The 24,967-nt window shown below is 54.7% G+C and carries 15 protein-coding genes; 12 read left to right on the top strand and 3 right to left on the bottom strand.

Going from position 1 to position 24,967, the window contains the following annotated elements; translation table 11 throughout:
- Positions 1-5 precede the first annotated feature (5 nt).
- The 3 genes from AC0Z7K_RS03770 to AC0Z7K_RS03760 are packed head-to-tail and all read left to right on the top strand — an operon-like array spanning position 6 to position 2,841.
- Positions 6-1,115, top strand: a complete 1,110-nt coding sequence (locus tag AC0Z7K_RS03770) for a P1 family peptidase (protein ID WP_485612931.1) — start codon at positions 6-8, stop codon at positions 1,113-1,115.
- Positions 1,112-1,933, top strand: coding sequence for a M55 family metallopeptidase (locus AC0Z7K_RS03765; protein WP_112168928.1), 822 nt, complete (start codon positions 1,112-1,114; stop codon positions 1,931-1,933). Before AC0Z7K_RS03770 ends, AC0Z7K_RS03765 begins: the two co-directional genes overlap by 4 nt.
- Before the next feature lie 8 nt (positions 1,934-1,941).
- Complete coding sequence (locus tag AC0Z7K_RS03760; RefSeq protein ID WP_485612929.1) at positions 1,942-2,841, top strand: LysR family transcriptional regulator; 900 nt, start codon at positions 1,942-1,944, stop codon at positions 2,839-2,841.
- Positions 2,842-3,438: 597 nt separating this feature from the next.
- Here AC0Z7K_RS03760 and phoA read toward each other — a convergent pair.
- A complete protein-coding gene (phoA, locus tag AC0Z7K_RS03755; protein ID WP_485612927.1) occupies positions 3,439-4,863 on the bottom strand; it encodes an alkaline phosphatase in 1,425 nt (474 codons plus the stop codon).
- Between the two features lie 792 nt (positions 4,864-5,655).
- Entirely contained in the window at positions 5,656-9,630 is a 3,975-nt protein-coding gene (gene putA / locus AC0Z7K_RS03750; RefSeq protein WP_485612925.1) for a trifunctional transcriptional regulator/proline dehydrogenase/L-glutamate gamma-semialdehyde dehydrogenase, read from the bottom strand.
- A 535-nt stretch (positions 9,631-10,165) separates the two neighbouring features.
- On the opposite strand from putA, the gene putP reads away from it, so the two are divergent.
- From putP to phoH, 5 genes are all read left to right on the top strand, one after another.
- Positions 10,166-11,650 (top strand): sodium/proline symporter PutP, encoded by a 1,485-nt coding sequence (gene putP, locus AC0Z7K_RS03745; protein ID WP_485612923.1) that lies wholly within the window; start codon positions 10,166-10,168, stop codon positions 11,648-11,650.
- Positions 11,651-11,910: 260 nt separating this feature from the next.
- The gene (efeU, locus tag AC0Z7K_RS03740; protein ID WP_413528994.1) at positions 11,911-12,762 is read left to right on the top strand and encodes an iron uptake transporter permease EfeU; all 852 of its coding nucleotides are present in this window, start codon (positions 11,911-11,913) and stop codon (positions 12,760-12,762) included.
- Positions 12,763-12,807: 45 nt separating this feature from the next.
- Complete coding sequence (efeO, locus tag AC0Z7K_RS03735) at positions 12,808-13,947, top strand: iron uptake system protein EfeO (RefSeq protein ID WP_485612920.1); 1,140 nt, start codon at positions 12,808-12,810, stop codon at positions 13,945-13,947.
- Positions 13,948-14,099: 152 nt separating this feature from the next.
- Complete coding sequence (gene efeB, locus AC0Z7K_RS03730) at positions 14,100-15,395, top strand: iron uptake transporter deferrochelatase/peroxidase subunit (RefSeq protein ID WP_485612918.1); 1,296 nt, start codon at positions 14,100-14,102, stop codon at positions 15,393-15,395.
- 690 nt (positions 15,396-16,085) lie between these two features.
- Positions 16,086-16,874 (top strand): phosphate starvation-inducible protein PhoH, encoded by a 789-nt coding sequence (gene phoH, locus AC0Z7K_RS03725; protein ID WP_112168917.1) that lies wholly within the window; start codon positions 16,086-16,088, stop codon positions 16,872-16,874.
- 85 nt (positions 16,875-16,959) lie between these two features.
- Here phoH and chaA read toward each other — a convergent pair whose 3' ends face one another.
- Positions 16,960-18,060, bottom strand: a complete 1,101-nt coding sequence (gene chaA, locus AC0Z7K_RS03720) for a sodium-potassium/proton antiporter ChaA (protein WP_413528989.1) — start codon at positions 18,058-18,060, stop codon at positions 16,960-16,962.
- 788 nt (positions 18,061-18,848) lie between these two features.
- On the opposite strand from chaA, the gene AC0Z7K_RS03715 reads away from it, so the two are divergent.
- From AC0Z7K_RS03715 to AC0Z7K_RS03700, 4 genes are all read left to right on the top strand, one after another.
- Positions 18,849-19,538 carry a gamma-glutamylcyclotransferase gene (locus tag AC0Z7K_RS03715; protein WP_413528988.1) on the top strand — a complete coding sequence of 230 codons (690 nt, stop codon included), beginning with the start codon at positions 18,849-18,851 and terminating at the stop codon, positions 19,536-19,538.
- Positions 19,539-19,803: 265 nt separating this feature from the next.
- Complete coding sequence (locus AC0Z7K_RS03710) at positions 19,804-22,050, top strand: TonB-dependent receptor (RefSeq protein WP_485612915.1); 2,247 nt, start codon at positions 19,804-19,806, stop codon at positions 22,048-22,050.
- Between the two features lie 287 nt (positions 22,051-22,337).
- Positions 22,338-23,906, top strand: a complete 1,569-nt coding sequence (locus AC0Z7K_RS03705; protein ID WP_413528986.1) for an ABC transporter substrate-binding protein — start codon at positions 22,338-22,340, stop codon at positions 23,904-23,906.
- A complete protein-coding gene (locus tag AC0Z7K_RS03700; protein ID WP_485612913.1) occupies positions 23,906-24,958 on the top strand; it encodes an ABC transporter permease in 1,053 nt (350 codons plus the stop codon). Before AC0Z7K_RS03705 ends, AC0Z7K_RS03700 begins: the two co-directional genes overlap by 1 nt.
- The last annotated feature ends 9 nt before the right edge of the window (positions 24,959-24,967 follow it).

Below are 24,967 nucleotides of genomic sequence, written 5' to 3'. Positions count from 1 at the left end.
GAGAGATGCATCCGCAATACCCAGAACCCGATGAATTCACGCAGCAGGCACTGGCCGCGCTGCTGCAACGCTGGCGCTCGACGCGTCAGATCTTTCGCCCACGCTTTCCGTGCGGGGCGACTAACTCGATAACGGACGTCGCCGGTGTCACCGTCGGCCACAGCACGCTGGCGGCGGGGGACGTACAGACTGGCGTTACGGCAATCGTGCCGCCCGGCGACAATCTCTATCAGCAGCCTTTACCGTGCGGCGTGGCAGTGCTTAACGGCTTTGCCAAACCAATGGGGCTGATTCAGGTGATGGAGCTGGGGCAGCTGCAAACGCCGGTTCTGCTCAGTAATACCTTTGCTACCGGCGCGTTGTTTAATGCCATGATAAAACGCAGTTGCCATCAGTTTCCGCAGATTGGCCGCCCAGATGCGACTATCAACCCGGTGATCCTCGAATGTAACGACTTCTGGCTCAACGATATTCAGGCCATGGCGGTGAGCGAAGATGATGCGCTCACCGCACTCGACGGCGCGACAAATACCTTCGCCCGTGGCAGCGTGGGAGCAGGGCGCGGCATGAGCAGCTTCGGCCTGAAAGGCGGCATCGGCACAGCGTCGCGCTGGTGCGAAGAGCTCAATGCCACGCTTGGCGTACTGGTACTGGCCAACTTCGGTACACTCTCTGAACTGACGCTCGACGGCGTGCGTGCCGGTGATGCTATCGCCGATGTCTTGTCAAAGATCGCGCCAGTGATTTCGCTGCAAACCGCGCCGTCGATTGATGCCGGTTCAGTCATCATCATTATGGCCTGCGATCGTCATCTCAACAGTCGCCAGCTCGGCCGCATCGCCAAACGCGCCGGTGCCGGGCTCGGGCGTCTGGGCAGCTACTGGGGGCATGGTTCAGGTGATATCGCGCTGGCATTTTCCACGCAGCGTGACGGTGTCACGCTCACCGATGATAAGCTCGAGCCTTTACTGGCGCTGGCCGCCGACGCCACCGAGCATGCAGTTATTGACGCCATGCTCAGCGCCGAAACCGTCTGCGGCTTCGACGGACATTTTCGGCTGGGGCTGAGTAAAGTCCTCGACAGCCTGGCCAATTTAAAAGGGAACCTATCATGAAAATTTTTATCTCTGCTGACATCGAAGGTATTGCGGGCGTGATGCGCCCTGAACAATGCAGCCCCGGCAATGCCGATTACGACGCAGCGCGGGCGCTGATGGAACAGGAAGTGAACGCGGCGATTGACGGCGCGTTTGCCGGTGGCGCGACGGAAGTCACGGTAGCCGACAGCCATGCGATGATGCAAAACCTGCGCGCTGACAAAATCGACCCGCGCGCCCGTCTGGTGCAGGGCAAACCGCGCGGTCTCTCGATGGTGGAAGGGTTGCAGCAACAGCAGTACGACGGCCTGATGTTCGTCGGTTTTCATACTGCCGCGGGTGAAAATGGCGTGCTGGCGCATACCATTAATGGCCGCGCTTTTTACCGCGTCAAACTCAACGGTAACGTGGTCGGCGAAAGCGATTTGTACGCTGCCGCAGGTGCTGAACTGAACGTCCCGCTGTGGCTGGTGACCGGCGATGATCATCTCGAAACCTGGATCCGTCGCCATTATCCTGAATCGCAATATGTCTGCGTTAAACGCGCGATTTCCGCCAACGCTGCCGAATCCGACAGCCCGGCAATCGCACGTGCGAAAATCCGCAAACACGCCACGCTGGCGGTCAGTAAGCCCGCGCCGCTCACCGCCGGAAGATTCAGCCCGCCGTATCATCTCGAACTGATGACCGCCCGACCGGTGCTGGCCGATTTGTTCTGCCTGATCCCCGGGGTTGAGCGTCTGGATGCGGTCACCGTCGGCTATCACAGCCCGAACGTGGCGAACATCATCAGCTTGCTGAGTGCGTTTTCGTATCTGGCGACGACTCAGAAATAAGGCAACACATGCGCTTACGTCACATTGAAGTGTTTCAGGCGGTTTTGCAGGCGGGCAGCGTCAGCGGCGCGGCGCGCTTGCTGAATGTGTCGCAACCGAACGTCAGCCGTGTTCTCAATCACGCCGAGCAGCAGCTGGGTTTCACGCTGTTTGACCGCACGCCGCAGGGGTTAATCGTGACGCCGGAAGGGCGCAGGCTGATGCCGGAAGTCGAGGCGTTGTTCAGCCATATTCAGGCGATCGGTGCGCTTGCGGAGCAGCTGCGGCAGGGCGAAGGCCAGCATGTGCGCATCGGTTCCGCTCACGCGCTGGGTCACAGCGTGATGGCGCCGGTACTGGTCGATTTCCGCCGTCAGACCCCCGGCGGCAGCGTGGAACTGGTGACCGGACACTTCAACACGCTGAGTCAGGATTTACTGCAATACAAAATGGATTTCGCACTGGCCTTCGGTGAGCCCGCCACGCAGGAGCTGGTTTCGGAGTCCATCTATCAGGGCAATATGGTCGCACTGTTACCGAAGGATTGCCCGGTCGAAGGCCCGGTGTCGCTGGCGTGGCTCTGTGAAAACGACCTGATGATGCTACAGCAGCAGGATCCGCTCGGACTGGTGCTCAACCGCGTCCTGCGGGAAAACGGCCTGACCCCGCAGTCTTCGTTGCATATCAAAACCTATTCTGTCATCGCCGATATGGTGCTGGCCGGAGGTGGCGTTGGCGTAGTCGACACGTTTACTGCCCAGCGGTATGTCGGTCAGCTTAAAATTTGTGAGGTGACAGAGCCGTTACCCTTTGAGGTGATTTTGCTGAACAGGCGTGACCAGCCGGTATCCCAGGCGGCGCTCAAGCTTAAGCAACTGATAAGGCGGAAATTATGGGCGCTGGGGGAGGGGCAAAAGAGGGGCGTTTAATAACCACTGCAACGTCAAGGTCAAGGTCGTGGGTTGCCACCCACGCAAAAACGCGCGGTTTTCCACCTCTCCCTACGGCGTGATTTTTGAACGCGGCCAGAGCTATTAGGTCACAACTTCACCGGCTCAGGATGAGAAAAGAAAAGGGACAACTAAAAAATTAAAGACGACTCGTTTCTGTTTTTAAAAATGGTGAAATGGCGCGATTAAAAAATCCTGCCGAACGGAGCGGCCTGAAGACCTAAGGCTTCAGGACCGAGAGAGGGCACCGCGAAGCGGCAGGGTTTTGCGCCACACGCTGGAGTACCAGAACACGTCCATCGTTCCAGCGAAAGCGCATGTTTTAAAAAGCGGGGAGGAATCCAAAGGAGGGAAAGCACTTCCCTCCTTTGGGCGGTTTCGGCACAGTGAGTTAAGAGATCGCTGCAATTGAGAAACCGAAACTTACTCGATCCGTCTTAAACCCAACCTAATGCAATTGAGAAACCGAAACTTACTCGATCCGTCTTAAACCCAACCTAATGCAATTGAGAAACCGAAACTTTCACGGTCCGATATAAACGCCGCCATTGCAATGGGTCCTCCCTGCATTAAAAACTATTCGATCCCCATTGCCCCTTTCATCGTAAAGAAGAGATCAGTCTGATCTGTCAGACCCACCACATTCCCCGCGTGTGGCCCAAATGCCGCAATGCGCAGCTGGGTTCCGGTGTGCCCCTGTGAATCGTCCTCGGAGTTACCATAGCTGATGGTCATTGGCGCGCCGTCTTTGGTGGTCAGCGTCTGCGTCAGGCCGGGAGCTTTGGCGTCGGCTTCGATGATTTGGCTGGAATGTGCGTGGTCGGCGGTCACGATCACCAGCGTGTTGCCGTCCTTGCGGGCGAACTCCAGCGCTTTCTGCACAGCTTCATCCAGGTCGACCGTTTCACCGAACTGTCCGCATGGATTGGCGGCATGATCCTGCTTATCAATTGACGCACCTTCTACCTGCAGGAAGAAGCCTTTTTCATTGGTTTTCAGCAGGTCGATGGCTTTTTCAGTCATAGCGGCAAGGGTCGGAATGTCCGCCGTGCGCTGTGGATTGGCTTCGCAGGTAACAGCGGGTTTGTCAATGTTGCCGTGATAAGAGGCTTTCGGCCCCTGCCAGCGCACCGGCATATTGCCTTCTGAGAACAGGCCCAAAACGGGTTTTTGCTGACCGGCCTGGGTAATGGCAGCGAGCTGGTCGGCGTTTTCAATCCACTGATAGCCCTGTGCCAGCGCCTGATCTTTCAGAGATTTGCCTGAGAACTCGCCGCTTTTCGCCAGCTGGCTGAACGATTTTCTGCCGCCGCCGAGCGTGACATCGGCGCGGGCGTGCAGCAACTGTTCGGTGATCGAGCCGCGTCCGCCATTTTCCAGCGCATTGGTGGCGCATTTTTCAGAGGTTTCTTCCGGGCCGTAGCATTTACGGGACGTAACGTGCGCGATTTGTGCCGCGGGCGTTGCATCCTGTAATTCAGCCGTCGAGACGTTGCCGGTGGCTTTGCCCGCGGCTTTGGCGATTTCGAGGATCGTCTGATGGTCTTTCCCGTTCACATCCACGCCGATTGCGCCGTTATAGCTTTTCACACCGGTGCTCCAGGCGGTGGCAGAGGCGGCAGAATCGGTGACGTAGTTAGGTTTTTGCGTTTTCTTATCGAGAGAATAGTGTGTGTACTGGCCGGTCAGCGGCAGGGCATCGATGCCTTTGAAATAGCCGCCCGCGCCTTCGGCATAATTTCGCGCGGAGGTGATTTCGGAATCACCCATACCGTCGCCGATAAGCAGGATCACGTTCTTCACCGTTTTGTCAGAGAGCGATGCCTTAAGCGCGGCTGTCTGGTCACCGCTCAGACGGCGAGCGCCACCTTGTTCGGTCAGGACACCTTTTGCTGCGCGGTCAGACAACGCATTTTCTTCAGCGGCGTAGGAACCGGCAGAGGCGGAAAGCAGCAAAGCGGCAGCGATGGCGCGAGCGAGCAGAGATACAGGTTGTTGCATTGTCAAAACTCCTTTTTATAAAGCGTCAGAAATAAAAACACACAGTTTGAGTTATTTTGTTACTGGGAGGGTAAATCAGGAGGATGACGGATTTATGACAAAGGGATTTGGGGACGGAGTACAAATGGGGGCTTTAAAAATCAACATCAACATCAACATCAACATCAACTTCAAGGTCGTGGGTTGCCACCCACACTGGCCTTAAGGGCGGCTTATCGCCGCCGCCCTTAAGAATCCCTGGCTCTTTAAAACACGTGCCGTGCAGACGGGCTATGTTTCAGCAACTACCGCTATTGCCGCAAAATCCCTCCGCTGCGCGGTGCCCTCCGGTCGGGTTACAACCCGCGCAAAAAGCCGCGCGGTTTTCCACCTCTCCCTACGGCGTGATTTTTGAACGCGGCCAGAGCTATTAGGTCACAACTTCACCGGCTCAGGATGAGAAAAGAAAAGGGACAACTAAAAAATTAAAGACGACTCGTTTCTGTTTTTAAAAATGGTGAAATGGCGCGATTAAAAAATCCTGCCGAACGGAGCGGCCTGAAGACCTAAGGCTTCAGGACCGAGAGAGGGCACCGCGAAGCGCATGTTTTAAAAAGCGGGGAGGAATCCAAAGGAGGGAAAGTACTTCCCTCCTTTGGGCGGCTTCGGCACAGTGAGTTAAGAGATCGCTGCAATTGAGAAACCGAAACTTACTCAATCCGTCTTAAACCCAACCTAATGCAATCGAGAAACCGAAACTTCCAAGATCAGATACAAAAGCCGCCATTGCGACAGCCTCCGCCCTTAAGAAACTTACCCGATGGTCATCAAACTCGCATTTCCTCCCGCCGCCGCGGTATTCACGCTCAAAGAGCGCTCGTGAAGCAGGCGTTCGAGCAAGATATTGTCTTCGCCGCGGGCGAACCCTTGTACGGAGACAATCGGGCCTGGACGGTTGGCGATCAGCTGGCAGAGTTCACGTACCTGATCGGCATCACCGTGATAAATCACCGCATCGAAGACCGGCGCATCGTTCTGCCAGTCTTTGGCGAAGTCCACGCGAGCCTGTACAGCTTTCGGCAACTGATTGAACAACTCGCGCTGCAACGGTGCTTCCGGCCACAGAATGCGGCAACCGGTCGCCGTGACGGCGGCGAGCTGAGTCAGCGCATCGTCCTGATTGTCGGCTAATGCCAGTACGCGTTCGCGCGGCAGGAGCGCGTAGGTGTTTCGCTCGCCGGTTGGCCCCGGCAGGGTGCGCAGGGTGCCACCCTGGCTGCTTTCTGCGAAACGTTCGCAGACCCCAATCAAGGCCGCACTTTGCTTCTGTCCGGTGGCCCATTGTTGCAGGGCGCGGTGCGGTGCGAGCAGTGCTTCACGCACGGAGGCATCGAGCGGAAGTTCGCGATCCTGACGCAGCAGCGTCTGCTGTACGGCAAATTGCGGACGGCTGCTCAGCAGACGATATAAGTACAGCGGACCACCGGCTTTCGGGCCCGTGCCGGACAGACCTTCGCCGCCGAACGGCTGAACGCCGACCACCGCGCCGACCATGTTGCGGTTCACGTACATGTTGCCAACGTGCGCCTGCTGCGTGACGCGGTGAATCGTTTCGTCGATACGGGTGTGAATCCCCAGCGTCAGACCGTAGCCTGCGGCATTAATCTGACCGATCAGCTTATCCAGATCCTGACGGGCATAACGCACCACGTGCAGCACCGGGCCAAAAATCTCTTTCTTCATTTCGTCGAAGCTGTCGAGTTCAATCAGCGTCGGTTTAACGAACGTCCCGCGTACACATTCGCTCTGGTCAGCTGCGAAAGTTTGTGCTGCCTGATATACCGTGCGGCCCTTGGCGCGCATGGCGTCGATGTGTTTCTCGATGCCTTCTTTGGCTTCGCTGTCAATGACCGGCCCGATGTCCGTAGACAGACGTTCCGGGTTGCCCATCCGGCATTCGGCCATGGCGCCGCGCAGCATCTGCAAGGTATGGTCGGCGACGTCATCCTGAATGCACAGCACGCGCAGGGCGGAACAACGCTGACCGGCGCTGTCGAACGCCGAAGCTACCACGTCCATCACTACCTGTTCGGTCAGGGCGGAAGAATCGACGATCATCGCGTTCAGACCGCCGGTTTCAGCGATAAGCGGCGTCGGACGCCCCTGCGGATCGAGTCTGCCTGCGATGTTACGTTGCAAAATACCCGCCACGTCGGTGGAACCGGTGAACAGCACGCCGCGAACGCGTTCGTCATTCACCAGCTGCGAGCCGACGGTTTCGCCTTTGCCCGGCAGAAGTTGCAGAACCCCCGCCGGAACACCGGCTTCATGCAAAATACCGACGGCCAGCGCGGCGATAAGCGGCGTCTGTTCGGCAGGTTTCGCCAGCACGCTGTTACCCGCCGCCAGTGCAGCAGCAATCTGACCGGTGAAGATTGCCAGCGGGAAGTTCCACGGGCTGATGCACACCACCGGTCCGAGCGGACGATGCGTGTCGTTGGTGAAATCTTCGCGGATCTGCCCGGCGTAGTAGTGCAGGAAATCGACCGCTTCGCGCACTTCGGCGATGGCGTTATTAAAGGTTTTTCCGGCTTCGCGCACCAGCACGCCAAGCAGACTTTGCAACTGCGCTTCCATCAATTCTGCTGCGCGTTGCAAGATTGCTGCGCGCTCTTCGGGAGGCGTCGCAAACCAGATGGCGCCGGCAGCGGCGGAGGCGTCCAGCGCGCGGCTGATTTCCGCTTCTGTCGCTTCGCGCACGTGGCCGACGATATCGGAATTTTCAGACGGGTTGATGACCGGCAGGAATTCGCCGTCATCCGTCGGCGCATCAATCATCGGTTGCGCGGTGATCGGATGGCTGGCGCTTTGCAACAGAGCGCTGGACAGGGAGGCCAGACGATGCTCGCTGGACATATCCAGACCGGCGGAGTTCACGCGTTTGCTGCCGTACAGATTGCGTGGCAGGGCGATGCGCGGATGTGGCAAGCCGACCTGTCCTTCGCTGGCGGCCAGCGCTTCAACCGCCAGTACCGGATCGGCGACCAGCTCTGCAATTGGCAGTGTGGCGTCGGCGATGCGGTTGACGAAAGAGGTGTTCGCGCCATTTTCCAGCAGACGTCGCACCAGATACGCCAGCAGGGTTTCGTGCGTCCCCACCGGGGCGTAAATGCGGCAAGGGCGGTTCAGTTTGCCTTCGGCAATTTTTCCGACTACCTGCTCGTACAGCGGTTCACCCATGCCATGCAGGCACTGGAACTCATACTGTCCCGGATAATAGTTGTTGCCCGCCAGCTGATAAATCGCCGCCACGGTATGGGCATTGTGGGTGGCGAACTGCGGATAAATCAGGTTCGGCACCGCCAGCAGTTTGCGGGCGCAGGCCAGATAGGAAACGTCGGTGTAAACCTTGCGGGTGTAGACCGGATAATCTTCCAGACCTTCGACCTGCGCGCGTTTGATTTCGCTGTCCCAGTACGCGCCTTTCACCAGACGGATCATCAAACGACGACGGCTGCGCTGCGCCAGATTGGTCAGGTAATCGATCACCATCGGGCAGCGTTTCTGATACGCCTGAATGACAAAACCGATGCCGTTCCAGCCCGCCAGTTCTGGCTCAAAGCAGAGTTTTTCCAGCAAATCGAGGGAGATTTCCAGACGATCGGCTTCTTCGGCATCAATATTAATGCCGATGTCATAGCTGCGTGCCAGCAAGGTCAGCGACAGCAGGCGCGGATAAAGTTCTTCCATCACACGCTCGTACTGCGCACGACTGTAACGCGGGTGCAGGGCGGAAAGCTTGATGGAAATCCCCGGCCCTTCATAGATGCCGCGACCGTTCGAGGCTTTACCGATGGCGTTGATCGCTTGCTGATACGACTGCAAATAGGCCTGCGCATCTTTCTCGGTCAGTGCCGCTTCACCCAGCATGTCGTAGGAATAGCGGAACCCTTTCTCTTCGTGCTTGCGGGCATTAGCCAGCGCTTCGGCAATGGTTTCGCCGGTGACAAACTGCTCGCCCATCAGGCGCATCGCCATGTCCACGCCTTTGCGGATCAGCGGTTCACCGCCTTTGCCGATAATGCGGCTCAGCGATTTCGACAGGCTGGCTTCGTTGTGCGTTGCCACCAGTTTGCCGGTGAACAACAAACCCCAGGTCGCGGCGTTGACGAACAGCGACGGGCTGCGGCCAAGATGCGAATGCCAGTTACCGTTGCTGATTTTGTCGCGGATCAACGCATCGCGCGTTGGCTTGTCGGGAATACGCAGCAGTGCTTCGGCCAGACACATCAGCGCCACGCCTTCCTGCGAGGAAAGGGAGAACTCTTGCAACAGGCTTTGCACCATTCCGGCGCGGCCATTTGCACTCTTCTGGTTACGCAGTTTGGTGGCGATGTCGGCGGCGAGTTTCTGCGCAGCGTCATTTAACGGCGCGGGTAAACGTGCCTGTTCAAGCAGCATCGAAACCGCCTCCGGCTCCGGGCGGCGATAGGCGGCGGTGATGGCGGAACGGCTGACGGACTGCGGCTGAATTTGCTCGGCGAAATCCAGGAATGGCTGATGTGATTCCTGCAACAGCGGCGCAGCGGCCTCTTCAGCGCTTTCAGTCACAGCGCCGTTCAGCGCCGGAATTTCCGGCAGGGCGTCGCCATTTTCCAGACGTTCCAGATAGGAAAATATCGCCTGCTTAATCAGCCAGTGCGGGGTGCGGTCAATCTGTTGTGCCGCCACTTTCAGCCGGTCGCGTGTGCCTTCGTCCAGTTTCACGCCCATCGTCGTCATACCCATGCGCAAACACTCCATATAAAAAAAGTTCAGGTGATTTCATTATGTTTGTGGCAAGCAATATCTTCTATGTTGCAACCTTGTGCAACCCTGTTAATGCAGGAAGTGTGCCTGATGTGATTTGGCTGGCATTTTTAACATATGAATAACCGTTTTTTCACTGTGGTAACGGATGTTGCGCCGGATTCGCTGAAGGGTATCGGGTACAACCTTTGGGTTTGCAACGTGCAACCCTTCGACAAGATAAGTGTGATGCGGCGTGAATTTTGTGTATCTGGATTGTTAAATCTCTTGAAATCGACCTTTCGCTAAACCAGTATCCGCCCGACAAGAAATTTGAATAAAAGCCGTATTAACTGCCTGTATAAAGAAAAAATATGGAGAGTCATGCTGCATCCTTCGCGGGTTTCAGCCATCATCTCGCCCCGGCATGATTTTGAACGCCTCTTACCAGAGGGACGTCAGGACAGACAGGTGCCGGCCTGCATAAACATGCATCGCTAATAAGTACGACAAATAACAAGAAGTGGAGACGGACATGACAATGAACACACCGATGCTGGTGACGTTTTGTGTTTATATTTTCGGGATGATTTTGATCGGCCTCATCGCGTATTTACGGACCAAAAACTTTGATGATTACATTCTGGGCGGCCGCAGTTTAGGCAGCCTAGTGACCGCACTTTCCGCCGGAGCCTCAGACATGAGTGGCTGGCTGCTGATGGGGTTACCGGGGGCGATTTTTATTTCCGGTATTTCAGAAAGCTGGATCGCCATCGGCCTGACCATAGGCGCTTATCTGAACTGGAAGCTGGTGGCGGGGCGCCTGCGCGTTCACACCGAAGCCAACAACAATGCGCTGACCCTGCCGGATTACTTCACCCATCGTTTTGAAGATTCCAGCAAACTGCTGCGGATTATCTCGGCGCTGGTGATTCTGGTGTTCTTCACCATCTATTGTGCTTCCGGCATCGTGGCCGGTGCGCGACTGTTTGAAAGCACCTTCGGCATGACTTACCAGACTGCCCTGTGGGCGGGTGCGGCGGCAACCATCGTTTATACCTTTATCGGCGGTTTTCTGGCGGTAAGCTGGACCGATACCGTGCAGGCCAGCCTGATGATTTTCGCGCTGATCCTCACCCCGGTGATCGTCATCCTCGCGGTCGGCGGTATTGATACTTCGATGATGGTGATCAACGCCAAAAACCCGGAATACACCGACATGTTCAAGAACATGAATCTGGTGGCGATCTTGTCATTGCTGGGCTGGGGGCTGGGCTATTTCGGCCAGCCGCACATTCTGGCGCGCTTTATGGCGGCGGATTCCCATCGCACCATTCGCAGCGCACGCCGCATCAGTATGACGTGGATGATTCTGTGTCTGGCGGGCACCATCGCGGTGGGCTTCTTTGGTATTGCCTACTTCAGCAATAATCCGGGCGAAGCGGGTAACGTGACCCAGAACGGCGAGCGCGTGTTTATCGAGCTGGCGAAAATCCTCTTTAACCCGTGGATCGCCGGTATCCTGCTGTCGGCTATTCTGGCGGCGGTGATGAGTACCCTGAGTTGCCAGCTGCTGGTGTGTTCCAGTGCGATCACCGAAGACCTGTACAAAGCGTTTCTGCGTAAAGGTGCGAGTCAGCGCGAGCTGGTGTGGATCGGTCGCCTGATGGTACTGGTTGTGGCGCTGGTGGCGATTGCGCTGGCTGCGAACCCTGAAAACCGCGTGCTAGGCTTAGTGAGCTATGCGTGGGCAGGCTTTGGTGCGGCGTTTGGTCCGGTTATCCTGATCTCGGTGATGTGGAAACGCATGACCCGCAACGGCGCGTTGGCCGGGATGATCGTTGGTGCGGCGACGGTGATTTTGTGGAAACAGTACGGCTGGGCCGAACTGTATGAAATTATCCCTGGCTTTATCTTCGCCTGCGCAGCTATCTGGATTGTCAGCCTGATGGGCAGCAAACCGTCGAAAGCTGTAGAAGAACGCTTCAATACGGCTGAAGCCGAGTACAACACTGTCTGATCTCATTGTGACTCATTGAAATTAAGCTAGTTTTAACGGAGCCTCAGGGCTCCGTTTGCAATTCCTTTCCTGCGTATTTTTTCCTCTGAAACAACCGGCAATATTTTTTCGTGCTCATTTCCCCTTTAGCGCTCAAAAAACAGCGTGCCGCCTCTTGTAATTCTTTGGCCAAGAATGATAATCACTATCGTTTCGATTTTACTTTTCTTTACAGAGTGTTTGCACAATCTGTAGGCTCATTGCTTTACGGGAGTTCCGCTATGTTCGTTCCGTTTCTTATCATGTTCCGCGAAGGGCTGGAAGCCGCGCTGATCGTCAGCCTGATCGCCAGTTATCTGAAACGTACGCAGCGCGGGCAGTGGCTTGGCGTGGTCTGGATTGGCGTTATCGTCGCGGCAGCCTTGTGCCTGGCGCTGGGTATTTTTATCAATGAAACCACCGGCGAATTTCCGCAGAAGCAGCAGGAGCTGTTCGAGGGTATCGTGGCCGTGATTGCGGTCTGTATTCTGACTTACATGGTGTTCTGGATGCGCAAAGTGTCGCGTTCGATCAAAGTACATCTGGAAGGTGCGATTGATAACGCGCTGAATTCAAGCCGCGGGCAGGGCTGGGCGCTGGTCGCGATGGTGTTCTTTGCCGTGGCGCGCGAAGGGCTGGAATCGGTATTCTTTCTGCTGGCTGCGTTCCAGCAGGATGTGGGGATCGCAGCACCGATCGGTGCGTTGCTGGGCTTAGGCGCGGCAATCGTGCTCGGTTTCCTCATCTATTACGGTGGCGTGAAGCTGCATCTGGCGAAGTTCTTCAAGTGGACCAGTCTGTTTATTCTGTTCGTCGCCGCCGGTCTGGCAGCGGGGGCTATCCGCGCCTTCCACGAAGCGGGTCTGTGGAACCGTATGCAGGATATCGCTTTTGATCTGAGCGGCACGCTCTCCACGCACTCATTATTCGGAACTCTGCTCGAAGGCATGTTCGGTTATCAGGAAGCCCCGACCGTCAGCGAAGTCTCGGTCTATTTCCTGTATCTGATCCCAGCGCTGTTCCTGTTCTTTATGCCACAGGGCAAATCGCCCGTGGCCGCGCCGGCTTCGGCCGGGCAAAAACCACAACGCTGATTTTACGTTAATTTTCTCTTCACACAGTTTGTCATGGAGTTGTACATGTCATATTCATCCCCGCTGTTTCGCCGTAAAGCTTTACAGATTGCACTGTTGTCCCTGCCAGCGTTTGCGCTGAGCGCCAACGTGCTGGCTGCTGATGTTCGTCAGGTTAAAATTACCGTCAACGATAAACAATGTGACCCGATGGCGCTGACCGTGCCGGCCGGTAAAACGCAGTTTGTGGTGCACAACGCCAGCCAGAAAGGGCTGGAGTGGGAAATTCTGAAAGGCGTGATGGTGGTTGAAGAGCGCGAAAACATCGCACCGGGCTTTACCCAGAAAATGACCGCCAATCTGGAACCGGGCGAATACGACATGACTTGCGGCTTGCTGAGCAATCCAAAAGGGAAACTGACCGTGACCGCAGAAGGCGCAGTGACGGCAACCAAGCCTGATGCAATGGCGCTGGTCGGCCCGATTGCCGAATACAAAGTGTATGTGACGCAACAGGTTGGCGAACTGGTTTCCCATACCAAAGCCTTTACTGATGCGATCAAAAAGGGCGACCTGAAAAAAGCGCAATCCCTGTACGCATCAACCCGCGTTTACTACGAGCGCATTGAGCCGATCGCTGAACTGTTCTCCGATCTGGACGGCAGCATCGACGCCCGTGAAGACGATTTTGAGAAGAAAGCCGAAGACCCGAACTTCACCGGTTTCCATCGTCTGGAGAAAATCCTCTTCGCCGACAAAACCACTAAAGGCACCGAGCAGTTTGCTGACAAACTGTATGCCGACACCGTGGATCTGCAAAAACGCATCACCGATCTGACCTTCCCGCCAAGCAAAGTGGTCGGCGGTGCTGCCGGGCTTATCGAGGAAGTGGCCTCAAGCAAAATCAGCGGTGAAGAAGACCGTTACAGCCGCACTGATCTGTGGGATTTCCGTGCCAATCTCGACGGCGCACAGAAAATCGTTAACCTTTTGCGTCCGCTGTTGGAAAAAGCTGACAAGCCACTGCTGGATAAAATTGACGCGAACTTCAAAACCGTCGATACGTTGCTCGACAAATACAAAACCAAAGACGGTTATGAGAACTATGAAAAACTGTCCGATGCTGACCGCAATGCAATGAAAGGGCCGATCACGACACTGGCAGAAGATTTAGCCAAACTGCGTGGCGTATTAGGTCTGGATTAATCTCCTCCCCCTGCGAAGGGGGAGGCCGGGAGGGGGTTTTAAAGGCTAACCGTTTGTCAAAGCACGCTTTAACTTTTTGTTTTGACCTTAATACCCCACCCCAACCCTCCCCTTCGCAGGGGAGGGTGCGTTTAAATTCCTGAGGCATAGCAATGAGTTACAAAAATAATAATCAAGATAACGTTTCTTCTTCCCGCCGCCGTTTGTTAAAAGGCGTGGGATTGTTAGGCGGGGCATTTGCCCTGGGCGGCGCAGACGGTGCGCAGGCCGAGAAAACACCTGGTGCAAAAAAAGAATACACCCCCGGAACCGTTTCCCCCGATGAGCGCTGGGGCAAACAGCCTTATTACGGCGAACATCAGGCTGGTATTCTGACGCCGCAACAGGCCGCGATGATGCTGGTGGCTTTTGACGTGCTGGCCACAACCAAAGCCGATCTGGAACGTCTGTTCCGTCTGCTTGATACCCGTTTCGCCTTCCTGACCACCGGTGGCACAGCGCCTTCTGTGGATCCGAAATTCCCGCCGATGGATTCCGGCGTCATGGGCGCAGAGATTTATCCTGACAACCTGACTATGACGCTCTCCGCCGGTTATTCCCTGTTTGATGAACGTTTCGGTCTCGCGCCGCACAAACCGCTGAAGTTGCAGCGTATGGCACGTTTCCCCAACGATTCCCTTGATGCCAAGCTTTGCCACGGCGATCTGCTGTTGCAGATTTGTGCCAATAACAGCGATACCGTGGTTCACGCACTGCGCGACATTATCAAGTACACCCCGGATTTGCTCAGCGTGCGCTGGCGTCGCGACGGCTTCATTTCATCTCACGCTGCGCGCAGTCAGGGCAAAGAAACGCCGATCAACCTGCTGGGCTTCAAAGACGGTACGGCGAACCCTGACAGCAAAGACAAACAGCTGATGGATAAAGCCATATGGGTGACCGCCGATCAGGGCGAACCCGCGTGGACGGTCGGCGGCAGCTATCAGGCCACGCGCATTATTCCGTTCCACGTCGAATTTTGGGACCGCACGCCGTTGCAGGAGCAGCAGACGATCTTTGGCCGTCACAAAGCCACCGGCGCGCCGCTCGGTATGGAAAAAGAGCACGACGTGCCGGATTACACCAAAGACCCGGAAGGCAAGGTGATCCCGCTGGATGCGCATATCCGCTTAGCGAATCCGCGCACCAAAGAAACCGACGACAACCTGATGCTGCGTCGCGGCTACAGCTATTCGCTGGGCGTCACCAATTCCGGTCAGCTGGAAATGGGGCTGCTGTTTGTCTGCTTCCAGCATGATCTCGAAAAGGGTTTTCTGACCGTGCAAAAACGCCTGAACGGCGAGCCGCTGGAAGAGTACATCCGCCCGGTCGGTGGGGGTTTCTTCTTCACGCTGCCGGGGGTGAAAGATCAAAGTCATTATCTGGGGCAAGCGTTGATTGAGGCGTAATAAGTCATCCTCCTTCTTACCTGAAGGAGGATCTTCAAAAGATCCGGTTGACTGCGACTACAAATTTTTTTACATTTTGGTAACGCAATTATTTCAGCTGTCATTATACTGAAATCATAGACAGGTAGTTTTTCAAGGTGAACGGCAAGTGCCGTTATTAATAGAAGAACTCATACTGCGGGGAGTGCGAATGGTAAAGTCCTTGTTTGGGCTGGTGAACGAAAATAACAAGCTTCACACATTTACTCGTTGTTGTTGCATAAATGCCAACGAGGGCAAAGCTCCCGACACTTTATTATTTACCACCTCATTTTCAGTTTATTCTTATCTTTTTTTAAAGATGTCCCCATCCACACAACAACCCTGTTCTTTAACTGACTCTTCTTCTCCTAAATCCGGGAGGCTCTTAAACACTTCGGCGAAATGCACTGGTTTCAATTCTGGTAATTTTATTGTGCGGGTCAGCGGTTTGTCATTTTCGACGTTAATATCGGAAAGAGTGACAATGCCTCCACGTGAAAAGAAAACATCCGGCCGATTATTGAATAATCCTCCGGGGCGATTTTCCTCTTCACGTTATTCATTGGCTTCAATTGGTCTAAAAGGAGACCAAAACCTCATTTGTGCGTGAAACATAACCGTGCGGGCAACCGCCTTAGCGTTAAGTGAATCAAACTGTAAGGTGCCACTATGGGAAGACAGAAAGCAGTGATCAAAGCTCGCCGTGAAGCAAAACGAGTCATTCGTAGCGACTCACGCAGTCACCGCCAGCGCGAGGAAGAATCTGTGACTTCATTAGTACAGATGGGCGGTTTAGAATCGATTGGAATGGCACGGGATACCCGCGACCACTCTGTTATCGAAGCACGTACCGAAGCTCAAGGTCATTACTTATCAGCCATAGAGAATAAGCAGTTAATTTTTGCCACCGGTGAAGCGGGCTGTGGTAAAACATTTATCAGCGCTGCGAAAGCGGCAGAGGCATTAATTCACAAAGAAATCGACAGGATTATTGTGACACGTCCGGTATTGCAGGCCGATGAAGATCTCGGTTTCCTGCCAGGCGATATTTCTGAGAAGTTTGCGCCTTATTTCCGCCCGGTCTACGACATTCTATTACGTCGCCTGGGTTCTTCATTCCTGCAATATTGTTTACGGCCGGAAATTGGGAAAGTTGAAATTGCGCCATTCGCCTACATGCGTGGACGTACTTTCGAAAATGCCGTGGTTATTCTGGATGAAGCCCAGAATGTCACCGCCAGTCAGATGAAAATGTTCCTGACCCGTCTCGGTGAAAATGTGACGGTCATTGTTAACGGTGATATTACCCAGTGCGATTTACCACGTGGGGTAGTATCGGGTCTCAGCGATGCATTATCCCGCTTCGAAGAAGACGAGATGGTCGGCATCATTAAGTTTGATAAACAGGACTGCGTGCGCTCTGAGCTGTGTCAGAAAACGCTGAATGCTTACTCGTAATTAACTCAAACTGATTGCAATAAAAAGGCCGCTCGTGATGAGCGGCCTTTCTTGTTATGGCTTTTATAAATGTGATGCGCTGTATTTAAAGCATAATAATCATCATATACGCACAGAATAAGGCCAGATGGGCAGTACCGTTCAGGACATTGGTACGGCCTGTCGAGAACGAAATCTGGCACAGGATCAGCACGGACAGCATCACCACAATGTTAGCCGGATCAAGACCGAATATCAGGTTCTGCCCGGTCAGGGTTGCAATCACGGTCACGGCCGGAACGGTCAGTGAAATCGTCGCCAGCACCGAACCGAAGAATAAATTCATGGCGCGCTGTACCTGATTCTTCAGTACGGCTTTCAGCGCACCCAAACCTTCAGGAGACAAAATCAGCAGTGCCACCAGGAAACCGGTGAACTGTGCGGGCGCATTCAGCTCGGTCAGCAGGCTTTCCAGTGGGTTGGCGTTGAACTTGGTGACCGCAATAACCAGCACCAGATGCACGATAAGCCACAGGGTATGCGTCAGATTACTTTTCGAAGAGGGCTTTCCGTGGCCGCTTTCTTCGTCTTCGTCTTCATGCTCGTAGATGAACAGGCTCTGGTGCGTCTTGGTCTGGATCAGCAGGAAGACGCCGTACATTGCAGCTGAAATCACGGCCACAAACAGCGCCTGCGTAGTGGTAAAGTTACCGCCGGGCAGCGCCGCCGGCAGGACCAGGACGATGACCGCCAGCGGAAAAATCGCCATCAGGTACTGTTTGATACCACCAAGATTTACATACTGTGTCGCAAATTTACGACCACCGAGCAGCAGGGCAACGCCTACCAGACCGGCGGTGACGATCATAATGATCGAGAATAGGGTGTCACGCATCAGCGCGGGTGCGGCATCGCCCGTCGCCATCAGGGCCGAAATCAGACTGACTTCGAGAATGACCACTGAAAGGCTGAGGATAAGCGACCCGTAAGGTTCGCCTAAACGGTGTGCCAGCACGTCCGCATGTCGGACGACGCTAAAGGCACTGGCGAGAATACCGACCAGTGCGATTAAATTGATGCCGACGACGGAAGCGAAATTACTGCTGTTACCCCACATGACGAGGACTATCAGTGCGGCAATGGGAAAAATCAGGGAATACTCCTGATGGCGAGTTTTGATTTTTGGATGTTCCTGAGACGACACCATGATGATTTTTCTCCTTATAAGCATGCACGAACCCGCATAGCAGATCCGCGAAAAACAATAACCGCCTGTCCGTCGGTTATCAGTAAAAACGCACAGGTGCGTAATGGTGTAACCTGTTAAGTATAGTAGATAAATTAATCTATTAACAGAATTTAATCATGCTTAAGGATTAAAACATGCTGTGCTGACCATTTATCAGTAATCAATGTAATTAATTACGGTATTAAATCGAAGTTAACTTTGATTGTTAAAAATAAAAGTCATTATATTTCAATTAATTATTAGTCACTATTTTTCTTATGGAGCTTGTGCGTCAATTTATGTAAATCAACCTCATACCCACGTAACTATCAGGGCGAAATGCGTTGTATTGTTTCGATTGAGCGTGAGAGCGGGGCGATTCTGACCTGATCCTTTGAGGGTAGCAGCCAGACTTACTGTTCACCCGTAACATCATGTAAAGGAGTCAGGGGTATCTTACGAAAATTGATCTGTCGTTAACCCGAATGACACACCGTTTTTCCCCATTTTTCTCAATCACCTTCCTAAAAACTCAACATTCATGCAATGTTCATAAAATAATCACTTTATTTTCGTTTTGTGATCGCTCTCAACCTTGATTGCAACGAGAGAAACGAATAAGGTTTCTAAGTGCAGGGGTATACGAAATTTCCTAGACCATCCCCAACGCTTTGCACCGCACGCCTAATCACTCATCGCGATAACGGAGAACACAGCGTCAACAGCATGGCATGTTCAAAAGTACGTCGTATTAAAGGAGGGAATGAATGTTAACTCGAGATTTTCTGCGAAACGCAGATTGTAAAACAGCATTCGGCAGCATCGACGAATCGATGTTATTAACCTCCGAACAACGCGCCGCCTCACTCGATTGCACGCTGGCGCGACGCCCTGACAACAGTCCCGTGTGGATTTTTGGTTACGGTTCGCTGATGTGGAACCCGGTCTTTGACTCAGAAGAGGCACGGCCTGCGACTCTGCGTGGTTACCATCGTGCTTTCTGTTTACGTCTGACCTCAGGACGCGGCACGCATGCACAGCCAGGTCGAATGCTGGCGCTGCGCGACGGCGGGCAAACTACCGGTCTGGCTTTCCGTCTGCCGGAAGATAAGTTGCACGAAGAGCTGGAACTGCTGTGGAAGCGCGAAATGCTGACCGGCTGCTATCGCCCGACGTGGTGCGAGCTGGATCTCGACGACGGGCGTAAGGTCACCGCGCTGGTGTTCATTATGGATCCTTCGCATCCACAATACGAAGCCGACACCGATTACCAGATTATCGCGCCGTTGATCGCACAGGCCAGCGGGCCCCTCGGCACCAACGCGCAGTATCTGTTTGCCCTCGAAAAAGAGCTGGAAAGTTACGGGATGCGCGATGACTGCATGAGCGAACTGGTCAAGCAGGTGCGGATGCTGCTTTCTGTTTCTCCTGGTTTCGATGTTCCCGGTCTGAGCTAAAAAACTGACCCGATTCTTTTAGGCTGTGAGGGTCTTCCGCGCAGCCATTTACCCTGGCTGCGTTATTTAACCCCCTAAATTCAGCCAATTAGCTTCTATCCCCAGACGAAAAATCCGAAGCTACTTTCAAATACCCTTATTAACATCCTGTTTACCTTGCATTTAATCCTGAAAGGCCGGTTGCAATTGCGCGTGCGATCAGCATAATTCAAATCGTTTTGATAATTATTACTATTACCATTTGAACTTTTTCAGGGAACTAAAAATGCACACTGAAAGTGAAATTTTTCACTCTTCTGTTTCACCACGCACGCCTGTTTTCAAACGCAAATTGCTGCCGGCAGTGATTTCTGCGGCATTGGGGATGCTGGCCTTGCCTGCGCTCTGTGCGACTACGGCTGCGCCAACCAATGCAAAAGACGGCGATACTATTACCGTCAGCGCAGCCCCGCAAACTTTCACCTCCGGTGGCAATGACACCGTACCCGCCTATCTCGACGGACAAATCGCTAACGGCGGACGTTTAGGGATCCTGGGCGAGCAGGACGCGATGAATGTTCCGTTCAACGTGGTCAGCTTCACCGATAAATTGATGCAGGATCAGCAAACCCGCACGCTGGGCGATGTGCTGAACAACGATGCCGCCGTGCAAACCGGTTACGGCTACGGCAACTATTCAGAAACATTTGTCATTCGTGGCTTCGAGCTGTCTGGCGATGACATCTCTTACGGCGGATTATACGGCGTGCTGCCGCGTCAGCTGTTACCAACGGAATTTGCCGATCGCGTGGAGCTGCTTAAAGGTTCCAGCGCTTTCCTCAATGGCGTACCGCCGGGCGGAACCGGCGTTGGCGGTAACGTAAATATCGAACCGAAACGCGCAACTGATACGGCGATTAACCGCGTGTCGGTGGATTACACGTCGGCTTCACAGGTCGGGGGTGCCGTGGACGTTGGCCGTCGCTTTGGCGATAACAATCAGTGGGGCGTGCGCGTCAATGCCGTTCATCGCGAAGGGGAAAGTGCGATTGATGATGAAAAACGTCGCCTGACGCTCGGCTCTGTCGGGCTGGATTATCGCGGCGATCGCTTTCGTTCATCCCTGGATTTTGGCATGAGCAAAACCAGCGTGCACGGTGGCCGCCCGGTGGTGTATCTGGGTAAAGCCACCCAAATCCCTGATGCGCCGTCGGCGACTGGCAACTACGGTCAGCAGTACGCCTCGACCGATATGGAAAACGAATTCGGCATGCTGAAGGGCGAGTATGACGTGGCCGATAACTGGACCGTTTACGCCGCCGCCGGTGCTAACCACACGCATGAATTCGGCAAATACAGTTCGCCGACGTTACAGGATAACGACGGCAATGCCACGATGAGCCGCATGACAGTGCCATATTTTGCCGACAGCTTCTCCTCGCAGGCTGGCGTTCGCGGCAAATTCGACACCGGTGTTGTCAGCCACAACGTGAACCTCGGCATGTCCTCGCTGTATCGTAAATACAAAACCGCGTACACCATGACCGCGGCGTCGATCAAAACCAATATTTACAATCCGGTGGATTACAGCGAGCCGCTGACCAATCTCTACAGCGGCGGCGACATGAGCGATCCGCTGGTGCGCAACCGCACCCGTTCTTATGGGGTATCGCTGTCTGACACCCTGTCCGTGCTCGACGACCGTCTGCAATTTATCGCCGGTCTGCGCCGTCAGAATGTCGAAGTGAAAAACTATAACTATGACGGTTCAGAAAATACCTCGTTCGACGAAATGAAAGTTACCCCGGCGTTCGGTCTGGTGGTGAAGCCGTGGGAACATTATTCCTTCTACGCCAATCACATCGAAGCGTTGCAGGCCGGTGAAACCTCCGGGACGACCTACAACGGCGCCATTGTGTCAAATGGCGGGCAGGTCTCCGGCATCGAAACCTCGAAGCAAAACGAAGTGGGCGTGAAAGCCGATTTTGGCCGCGTGGCCGGATCGCTGGCGTTGTACGAAATCAAAAAACCGATTGGCATGTACCGCGCTACCGGCGACGGTTACACCTATGGCAACTACGGCGAAGTGCGTAACCGCGGCGTTGAGCTGAATGTGTTCGGTGAGCCGGTGCTGGGCGTTCGTGTCAACAGCAGCGTGACGTGGATGGATCCTGAGATGACGAAAACCCAGAGCGGCACCTACGACGGCAACGACGCCGTAGGCGTTCCGCGTTATCAGTGGGTAGTCGGCGGCGAATGGGATATTCCTGGCGGCAGCGGTGTCACGGCAACGGGTAAAGTTATCCGTTCCGGTTCGCAGTACGCAGACGAGGCCAATAAGATGAAAGTCGATGGCTGGACGCGTCTGGATCTCGGTATGCGCTACGCGATGCCAGTCGGCCAGAGCACGCTGACCTGGCGCGCCAATCTGGAAAACGTCACCAACGAGAAATATTGGGCATCAGCAACCGGCGGTTATCTGACGCAGGGCGACCCGCGTGAGTTCAAGCTTTCCGCGACCTACGACTTTTGATTTAACACCCTCCCCTGCAAAAGGGGAGGGTGGGTATGGGGTATAAATGGCAACTCAGAAGTCGTCTGTCATACCCTCCCGATCTCCCCCGGCGAAAGGGGGTATTTCTTGCAATTTGTACAGTAACAATACCCCGCCAGCCCGCATTCCGCCGCTTTAATAACCAATCAGATAACGTTATGCAAAATTCGCATAACGATAGTATTTATCAGACTTTCTGGTAGGTTGAAGAAACTTTACACTCAATAAAATTTTAGCAATTTCGCTACTTTGGAGAGTCTGTTTTGATGAAAGCTTTATTACCGTCCGTCCTGTTTACGGCTATTGCGGCTACTTTCTCTGTTCAGGCTGCCACACCGCCGGATACGCTGGTCATCGCACAGTCTATTGATGATACCTCCAGCTTCGACCCGGCGCAGGGTTTTGAGCTGACGACGGTTCAGGCTTTCAATAATCTTTATCAGCGTCTGGTGCAGTCTGACGCCAATAATCCGATCGACCTGAAACCCACGCTGGCGACCTCATGGGAAGCGGCGAAAGACAACCGTAGCCTGACGTTCACGCTGTCACCCAAAGCGACCTTTGCCAGCGGCAATCCGCTGACTGCCGATGACGTGATCTTCTCGCTGTCGCGCGTGGTGAAGCTGAATCTCGAACCCTCATTTATCCTGACGCAGCTGGGCTGGAACGACAAAAACGTCGATACATTCCTGACCAAAATCGATGACCAGCACGTTAAAATCAGCTGGACCGCAGATGTCAGCCCGTCCTTCGTGCTGAGCCTGCTGTCTGCACCGGTCTCTTCTATCGTCGACAGCAAACTGGTGAAAGCCAATGCCGCCGGTGATGACCTCGGTCACCAGTGGCTGAGCAACCATTCAGCCGGTTCCGGCCCCTACCAGATCCGCAACTACATTCCGCATGAAGTGGTGATTCTGGCTGCTAACCCGACGTCGCCGGAAGGCGCGCCGAAGCTGAAAACGATTCTGATTAAAAACGTGCCGGATCCGGCTGCCCGCCGTCTGCTGATCGAGCAAGGTGATGCCGATATGGCGCGTAACCTCGGTTCTGACCAGATGGCCGCGCTCGAGGGCAAGAAAGGTGTGAAACCGCTGGCTATCCCTTATGCGTCACTGTATTTCATGCAGTTCAACGCCAAAGCTTCTCCTGCGCTGGGCAATCCGGCCTTTTGGGAAGCCGCGCGCTACCTGTTCGATTACAACCACATTGCGCACGATCTGATGAAAAATCAGTTCCAGGTGCATCAGTCATTCCTGCCTGAAGGTTACCTCGGCGCGCTCAATGACACGCCTTACACCTATGACCCGGCCAAAGCCAAAGCGATTCTGGCGAAGGCCGGTCTGACTAACGTCAGCTTCACGCTTTCAACCTCTAATCAGCCGCCGTATCTGGACATTGCCCAGGCCTTGCAGGCCAGCTTCGCGCAGGGCGGCGTGACCGTGAAATTGGATCCGGGCCTCAGCCAGCAAATCTCTACCAAAATCAAATCACACGACTACGATGCGTATATGTCCTCATGGGGACCGGATTACTTTGATCCGAACACTAACGCCTCTGCGTTTGCGTTCAACCCGGAAGACGGCAGTAAAACGCTGGCGTGGCGTGCCAACTGGTCGATTCCTGCTCTGAACAAACTGACGCTGGCGGCGATTGCTGAACCGGACCAGGCCAAACGCGTGGCGGATTACCGTCAGTTGCAGCTGGAAGTGCAGAAGAATTCACCGTTCGTCATCGGTCTGCAGGCCAAGAGCCTGATCGCCGTGCGTGACAACGTCAAAGGGTACGTGCAGGGCATCAACCCTGACATGGTCTTCTACAGCAAGGTCACCAAGTAATGACAGACAGTTCAACACCCGCCGGATTCGTCCGGCAGGGTTGGCGCTGGTCAGGCCGTCTGCTGACCGGCGTGATTTCGCTGGCGCTGACGTTGCTCGGCCTGCTGGCGTTTACCTTTACGCTTTCTCATCTGGCACCGATCGATCCGACGTTGCAGGTTGCGGGCGATCACGCCAGCGAAGCCACGTACGCGCAGGTGCGCCGCGATTTAGGTCTCGACAAGTCAGTGCCGGTGCAGTTCGCCCGTTATCTGGGTCACCTTGCGCACGGCGATATGGGGATTTCCCGTATCACCGCGCAACCGGTGGCCAGCGATTTAATGCGTACTTTCCCGGCAACGGTGGAACTGGCGACCTGTGCGATTTTGCTCGGCGGCAGCATGGGCATCCTGCTGGCGTTGCTGGCAGTGTGGAAGCCGGGCAGCTGGCTGGATAACATCGCGCGGCTGGTTTCCCTGCTTGGTTATTCTGTGCCGATCTTCTGGCTGAGCCTGCTCGGCCTGTTGCTGTTTTACGCCGTGCTGCACTGGGCGGGCGGGCCAGGACGTCTTGACGATTTGTACATGTACACCATGACGCCGCGCACCGGTTTTGTGCTGATCGATACCTGGCTGTCGGGCGATCGCGAGATGTTCTACAACGCCATCAGCCACCTGTGGCTGCCGGTCACGGTGCTGGCGATGCTGTCGATGGCGGGGATTACGCGCCTGCTGCGCGCCTCAATGCTCGGCGAAATGAATAAAGAGTACGTGATTCTGGCCCGCTCAAAAGGCGCGGGCAGGGTGCGCGTGTTGCTGTGCCACGTCTTCCCGAACGTGCTTGGCACACTGATCACCGTGCTGACGCTTTCCTACGCCAGCCTGCTTGAAGGCGCCGTACTCACCGAAACGGTCTTTGCCTGGCCAGGCGTCGGACGCTATCTGACCACCGCTCTGTTCGCCGCGGATACCCCGGCAATTCTTGGCGCTACGCTGCTGATCGGCACCTGTTTTGTGCTGCTGAACGCGCTGGCTGACGCCCTTACTTATTTGCTCGATCCGCGAACCCGCTAGTGGCCTGAC

This window comes from Rahnella sp. 1L-D-7-B-C2 (assembly GCF_057290995.1).
Note: the sequence above shows the minus strand (reverse complement) of the source record. Positions and strands in the feature narration are given on the sequence as shown.